The sequence below is a fragment of the Pseudomonas sp. PS02290 genome, from assembly GCF_029960075.1.
Classification (GTDB): domain Bacteria; phylum Pseudomonadota; class Gammaproteobacteria; order Pseudomonadales; family Pseudomonadaceae; genus Aquipseudomonas.
The window spans coordinates 1-5,909 of sequence record NZ_JASCOY010000168.1; the positions used below are offsets into that span (position 1 = coordinate 1).

General features: G+C 63.0%; 8 protein-coding genes and 1 pseudogene. All 9 read left to right on the top strand.

The annotated features are described in order from the left end of the window. Window positions 1–473: pseudogene (locus tag QMX88_RS28410) on the top strand (EscN/YscN/HrcN family type III secretion system ATPase); the annotation flags it as partial. A gap of 4 nt (window positions 474–477) precedes the next feature. Next, window positions 478–933 carry a type III secretion protein gene (locus QMX88_RS28415; protein ID WP_282373569.1) on the top strand — a complete coding sequence of 152 codons (456 nt, stop codon included), beginning with the start codon at window positions 478–480 and terminating at the stop codon, window positions 931–933. Continuing rightward, window positions 930–1,487 (top strand): type III secretion system HrpP C-terminal domain-containing protein, encoded by a 558-nt coding sequence (locus tag QMX88_RS28420; RefSeq protein ID WP_192174791.1) that lies wholly within the window; start codon window positions 930–932, stop codon window positions 1,485–1,487. Before QMX88_RS28415 ends, QMX88_RS28420 begins: the two co-directional genes overlap by 4 nt. Before the next feature lie 119 nt (window positions 1,488–1,606). Beyond that, a complete protein-coding gene (locus QMX88_RS28425; protein ID WP_336620251.1) occupies window positions 1,607–2,374 on the top strand; it encodes a type III secretion system protein in 768 nt (255 codons plus the stop codon). Beyond that, window positions 2,364–2,840: a FliM/FliN family flagellar motor switch protein gene (locus tag QMX88_RS28430; protein WP_282373573.1), complete on the top strand. Its 477-nt coding sequence runs from the start codon at window positions 2,364–2,366 to the stop codon at window positions 2,838–2,840. Before QMX88_RS28425 ends, QMX88_RS28430 begins: the two co-directional genes overlap by 11 nt. Beyond that, window positions 2,837–3,490, top strand: coding sequence for a type III secretion system export apparatus subunit SctR (sctR, locus tag QMX88_RS28435; protein WP_065989234.1), 654 nt, complete (start codon window positions 2,837–2,839; stop codon window positions 3,488–3,490). The genes QMX88_RS28430 and sctR overlap by 4 nt, the downstream gene beginning before the upstream one ends. Window positions 3,491–3,497: 7 nt before the next feature. Beyond that, a complete protein-coding gene (gene sctS / locus QMX88_RS28440) occupies window positions 3,498–3,764 on the top strand; it encodes a type III secretion system export apparatus subunit SctS (protein WP_093458684.1) in 267 nt (88 codons plus the stop codon). Continuing rightward, on the top strand, window positions 3,765–4,559 hold the full coding sequence (gene sctT, locus QMX88_RS28445) for a type III secretion system export apparatus subunit SctT (RefSeq protein ID WP_282373577.1): 795 nt from the start codon (window positions 3,765–3,767) through the stop codon (window positions 4,557–4,559). Next, window positions 4,556–5,632, top strand: a complete 1,077-nt coding sequence (gene sctU / locus QMX88_RS28450) for a type III secretion system export apparatus subunit SctU (protein ID WP_282373578.1) — start codon at window positions 4,556–4,558, stop codon at window positions 5,630–5,632. Before sctT ends, sctU begins: the two co-directional genes overlap by 4 nt. Window positions 5,633–5,909 lie beyond the last annotated feature (277 nt).

Sequence of the window (5,909 nt, forward strand, 5' to 3'; positions counted from 1 at the left end):
CGGTCTACACCCTGCTGCCGCGCCTGGTTGAACGGGCCGGCATGAGCGAAAACGGCTCGATCACCGCGCTCTACACCGTGCTGATCGAACAGGATTCGATGAACGACCCGGTCGCCGACGAGGTGCGTTCGCTGCTCGACGGCCACATCGTGTTGTCGCGCAAACTGGCCGAGCGCGGGCATTACCCGGCCATCGACGTGCAGGCCAGCATCAGCCGGATCATCAGCAACGTCACCGGCCGCGAGCACCAGCAGGCGAACAACCGGTTGCGCCGTTTGATGGCGGCGTACAAGCAGGTGGAAATGCTCTTGCGCCTGGGCGAATACCAGCCCGGCAGCGACCCGGTCACCGACTGCGCGGTACGGCTGAACGAGCCAATCAATGCGTTTCTGCGCCAGGACCTGCGCGAGCCGGTGCCGCTTGAGGAAACCCTCGCCGCACTGATGCAACTCACCTCGCAACTGCCGGAGTGATGGCGTGGAAGAAGAGCTTGAAGTCGATCCGCAAACCCTCGCCATGGAACAGGTCATCAGCGTGCTCACGCCGCTGCGTCAGCATCGCCAGGCCAGCGCCGAACGGGCGCAACGGCAGGCGCAAAAAACCCTGGAGCACTTGCACGAACATCTGCAGCAGACTCGCGATTCGTACGCGCAGGAACGCCATAACCAGCGCGAACGCCGGCAGGTGTTGAGCAGCGCCCACGTCAACAAGTCGATGTCGCTGGACGACCTCGAACGCTGGCACGAGAAGGAAAACCGCATGCTCGACCGGCTGGCCTATATTCGCCAGGACATGGCTCGCCAGCAGTTGGGCATCGAGGAGCAACAGCAGCGGCTGGCCGAGGCCAAAAACGCAGCGAAAGCGTCCCAACGGGCCGTGGAAAAACTCGCCTGCCTGGCCGAGGCCCTCAACGAAGAAGGTGAATCGTCATGAACAGCCCGGTGCAACACCCGCCTCGCCCGCAACCGCAGCCCCGTGCCGAAACGTCGCGCGCGCCCTCGCCATCCCCTGCCGCGCCGGGCGACACGCGCCAGCCGTCGTCCCCTGTGCGTCGCGCCGATGCCGAACGCCTGCGCCGACTGTGCGATGAATCCGCCTCGCCTGCCTCGTTGAGTGCTGACGGGATGTTTTTCTCCCAACTGTTGGTGCCGCCGGTGACGGAGCAGCAGAGCGAATCGGGTTTCGCCGGCAGCAGCTTCAGCACGTTGTTCCCCAGTGAAGGCGTGCCAACGCAGCTCATCGACGAGCTCGCCCAACGCCTGCCCCAGCAACCGGACGGCCCGTTGAGCCTGACCTTGCTGATGCCCAATCTCGGCAAGGTGCAGGTCAACGCCAACAAGCGCGACAACCAGTGGAGCATCGAACTGGGCTTCACCCGACGTGGCGTGCTGAAACGCTTGCAGCCCCATCAACGCAACTGCGAAAGCGCGCTGGAGCAGGCGCTGGGTTGTGACGTTGATCTGTCCTTTGAGGAGGCGCAGGGATGACGCCGGACATGAACTCGACCATGAATTCGGAGAGGAACTCGGGCATGAACGTGGGCACGAGCGACCTGAACACCGTAGGACCGGCTATAGCCGGGAACCCGCCATTCAGTCCGCTGAAGATGCGGGAAGTCAGCGGCGATTTTGCCGAGGCCTCGCGTCTGCTGGGCGCCGGCGTGAGCTGCGGCTACACGGCCCAGGGTCAGCGCGGCGAGCTGAGCCTGCGATCGATGCCCGACGATGCAAACCGGGATGGCTCGCCCCTCGTAGGGCCGGCTTCAGCCGGGACGCCGTCATCGCTGACCTGGTTCGACAGCGCCCTCGGCCCCTTCGCCCTGAGCGATGCCGAAGCGGTGCTGAGCCTGCTCGGCGAACTGCCGGTCACCCTCGGCGGCGAACATCAGCCGTGGTACTGGCAACTGGTGAATCAACGCATGAGTACCGAACTGGCGGAACTGCTTTGCCCTCTGCGGCCACTCAGCGATATCACTGCGCTGTCCGCCGAAGGCGAAAGCCCGAATACCGCGCCGATGACCTGCCGATTGCAACTGCGGTTGGGTTCGCAGGTGTTGCACGCACAGCTCTGCGCCGACGCGCGGGTCTTGCTGCAACTGCTCGGCAGCCATCACTGGCAGCCGCACCGGCAGAACGTCGCGTCAGACTGGCCCATCCGACAGCCGCTGGTGCTGGGCGAGCTGTCGTTGAGCCTCGACCAGTTGGCGTCGCTGCAACCGGGGGACGTGCTGCTGCCGTCGTTGTGTCATTTCGACGAAGAAGGCGGCGGCCGCCTGCAACTGGCGGGTCGGCAATGGGCAGTGCAGACGGACAGCCGCGCCCAGCAGCTGTATGTACGGTTCAGCCACGAGGAAGACTTGGGACATGGTCAATGAAGAATTGTACGAAGACGAGATCGAGGACCTTGCCGACGATGAGTCGACCGAGCACGCCCTGAACAATGGCGCCGGCTACAGCCCTGAAACTGTGGACCGTGGGACCGGCTTTAGCCGGGAAGCTTTTGACGACGCCGAGCATCAAACCGCCGAAAACGAGTGGCAGGATGAAACCGCCTCCGATGGCTACGCGGACGAACCTTACGAGCCTCAATCAACAGAAACCCAGACATCCCTCGATTCCCTTGACCAACTGCCGCTGGCCCTGACCCTGCGCTGCGGCAGCCTCGAACTGACCCTCGGCGACCTGCGCCGCATCGCGGCCGGCACCGTATTACCCGTCAACGGCGTCACACCCGGCTTCGCCACCCTGTGCCACGGCGAGCGCGTCGTCGCGGAGGGCGAGCTGGTCAGCGTCGAGGGCCGCCTCGGTCTGCAGATCACCCGCATGGCGTCTCAAGCATGATCATGGACGGGATGAACCCGGTGATGCTGGCGCTGTTCCTCGGCGCTCTTTCGTTGATTCCGTTTCTGTTGATCGTCTGCACGGCCTTTCTCAAGATCTCCATGACCCTGCTGATTACCCGCAACGCCATCGGCGTGCAGCAAGTGCCGCCGAACATGGCCCTCTACGGCATCGCCCTGGCCGCGACCATGTTCGTCATGGCCCCCGTCGCCCACGAAATCCAGCAGCGGGTTCACGACCGCCCGCTGGAGATGGGCAGCACCGAGAAATTGCAGGCCAGCGCCAACACCGTCATCGAGCCGTTGCAACGGTTCATGAGCCGTAACACCGACCCGGAAGTCGTTGCCCACCTGCTCGACAACACCCAGCGCATGTGGCCCAAGGACATGGCCGATCAGGCCAGCAAAAGCGACCTGCTGCTGGCCGTGCCCGCCTTCGTTTTGTCCGAGTTGCAGGCCGGTTTTCAGATTGGCTTTCTGATCTACATCCCGTTCATCGTCATCGACCTGATCGTCTCCAACCTGCTGCTGGCGCTGGGCATGCAGATGGTTTCGCCGATGACCATTTCGCTGCCCCTCAAACTGCTGCTGTTCGTGCTGGTGCAAGGCTGGACGCGCCTGCTCGACAGCCTCTTCTACTCGTACATGTGAGGCGGTGATGGAAGCGCTGGCGTTGTTCAAACAGGGCATGTTTCTGGTGGTGATTCTCACGGCGCCGCCATTGGGGGTGGCCGTGCTGGTGGGCGTCATCACCTCGCTGCTGCAGGCGCTGATGCAGATCCAGGACCAGACCCTGCCCTTCGGCATCAAGCTCGCCGCCGTCGGCCTGACCCTGGCCATGACCGGGCGATGGATCGGTGTCGAACTGATCCAGTTCATCAACATGGCCTTCGACCTGATCGCCCGCTCCGGCGGCGCGCACTAGATGCCCTTCGACGCTCAGGGCCTGTTCGAACTGATGCTGGGCATGGGCCTGGCGGCCGCGCGCATCCTGCCGTGCATGATTCTGGTGCCGGCGTTCTGCTTCAAATACCTCAAGGGCCCGCTGCGTTACGCGGTGGTGCTGGTGGTGTCGATGATCCCGGCGCCGAGCATCAGCCGGGCGCTGTCGGGCATGAACGACGACTGGTTTTCCATCGGCGCGCTGCTGCTTAAAGAGGCGGTGCTCGGCACTCTCCTCGGCCTGTTGCTGTACGCGCCGTTCTGGATGTTCGCTTCGGTGGGCGCATTGCTCGACAGCCAGCGCGGCGCCTTGAGCGGCGGTCAACTGAACCCGGCGCTGGGGCCTGACGCGACGCCGCTGGGCGAGCTGTTTCAGGAGACGTTGATCATGCTGGTGATTCTGTCCGGCGGGTTGTCGCTGATTACCCAGGTGATCTGGGACAGCTATCAGGTCTGGCCGCCCACCGCCTGGCTGCCCGGCATGACCGTCGGCGGGCTCGACCTTTTTCTCGAACAACTCAACCAGACCCTCCAGCACATGATGCTCTACGCCGCGCCGTTCATTGGCTTGCTGCTGTTGATCGAGGCCGCGCTGGCGATCATCGGCCTGTACGCGCAGCAACTGAACGTGTCGATCCTGGCCATGCCGGCCAAGAGCATGGCGGGCATCGCCTTCCTGCTCATCTACCTGCCGACGCTGCTGGAACTGGGCAACGGCCAGATCACGCAACTCGCCGATCTGAAGCACCTGCTCGGCCAACTGGTGCATGTGCCGTGAGCGAAAAAACCGAAAAGGCCACGCCCAAACAACTGCGCGACGCCCGCGAAAAAGGCCAGGTCGGCCAGAGCCAGGACCTGAGCAAACTGCTGGTGCTGCTGGTCGTCAGCGAAGTGACCTTCGGCCTGGCGGACGAAAGCGTCGCGCGCTTGCTGCACTTGATGACGTTGTCATTCCAGGGTGTTGGCCAGCCCTTCATGCACACGCTGGAGCAGGTCGCCAGCGAAGGCGCGAGCGTGTTGGTCGGCTTCATTCTGAGCAGCGTCGGCATCGCGATGTTGATGCGGCTGGTGGGCAGCTGGATACAGATCGGGTTTCTGTTCGCGCCCAAGGCGCTGAAGCTGGACTTCAACAAACTCAACCCGTTCGCCCACGCCAAGCAGATGTTCTCGGCGCAAAGCCTGACCACCTTGCTGCTCAGTATTTTGAAAGCCACCGCCATCGCGGCGACGCTGTATGTGGTGGTGAAGCCGTCCCTGGGCACGCTGATTTTGCTGTCGAGCACCGACCTGACGACCTACTGGCATGCGCTGCTGCAGGTGTTCCGGCACATCTTGCGGGCGACGCTGGGGCTGCTTTTGGTGATCGGCGCGGTGGACTTTGCGCTGCAGAAGTACTTCCACGCCAAGAAGCTGCGGATGAGCCATGAGGACATCAAGAAGGAGTACAAGCAGTCGGAGGGTGACCCCCATGTGAAGGGGCATCGGCGGCAACTGGCCCATGAATTGTTGAACCAGGCGCCGACCGCGCCGGCCAAGCCGGTGGAGGATGCGGACATGCTGGTGGTGAATCCGACCCACTATGCGGTGGCGCTCTATTACCGGCCCGGCACGACGCCGCTGCCGCAGATTCACTGCAAGGGTGAGGATGATGAGGCGCTGGCGTTGATCGCGCGGGCAAAAAAGGCGGGGATTCCGGTGGTGCAGAGTATCTGGTTGGCGCGGACGCTTTATAAGGTCAAGGCCGGCAAGTACATCCCGAGGACGACGCTGTTGGCGGTGGCGAATATTTATCAGATCGTGCGGCAGCTTGAGGAAGTGACGGACGAAGTCATTCGGATTGATGATGTCTGATCAAGATCAAGATCAAGATCAAGATCAAGATCAAGATCAAGATCAAGATCAAGATCAAGGGCGTCTGCCTGGGGGCAGACTGTTTCGCCTTCGGCGAGTTACTTGGAAAAGCACCCCAAGTAACCAAGGGTGCTTGCTCTCGGTTTGGCCCGACTTCGTCGGGTTCCCTCACTTCGACGACGCTCCGTGGGCCCGCGCCGAACGGACATCCATGTCCTAGCGGCGCTCTCGCGGCATCCATGCCGCTCGGCCCACTCCGCGTCGTCTGCGTTCGGCC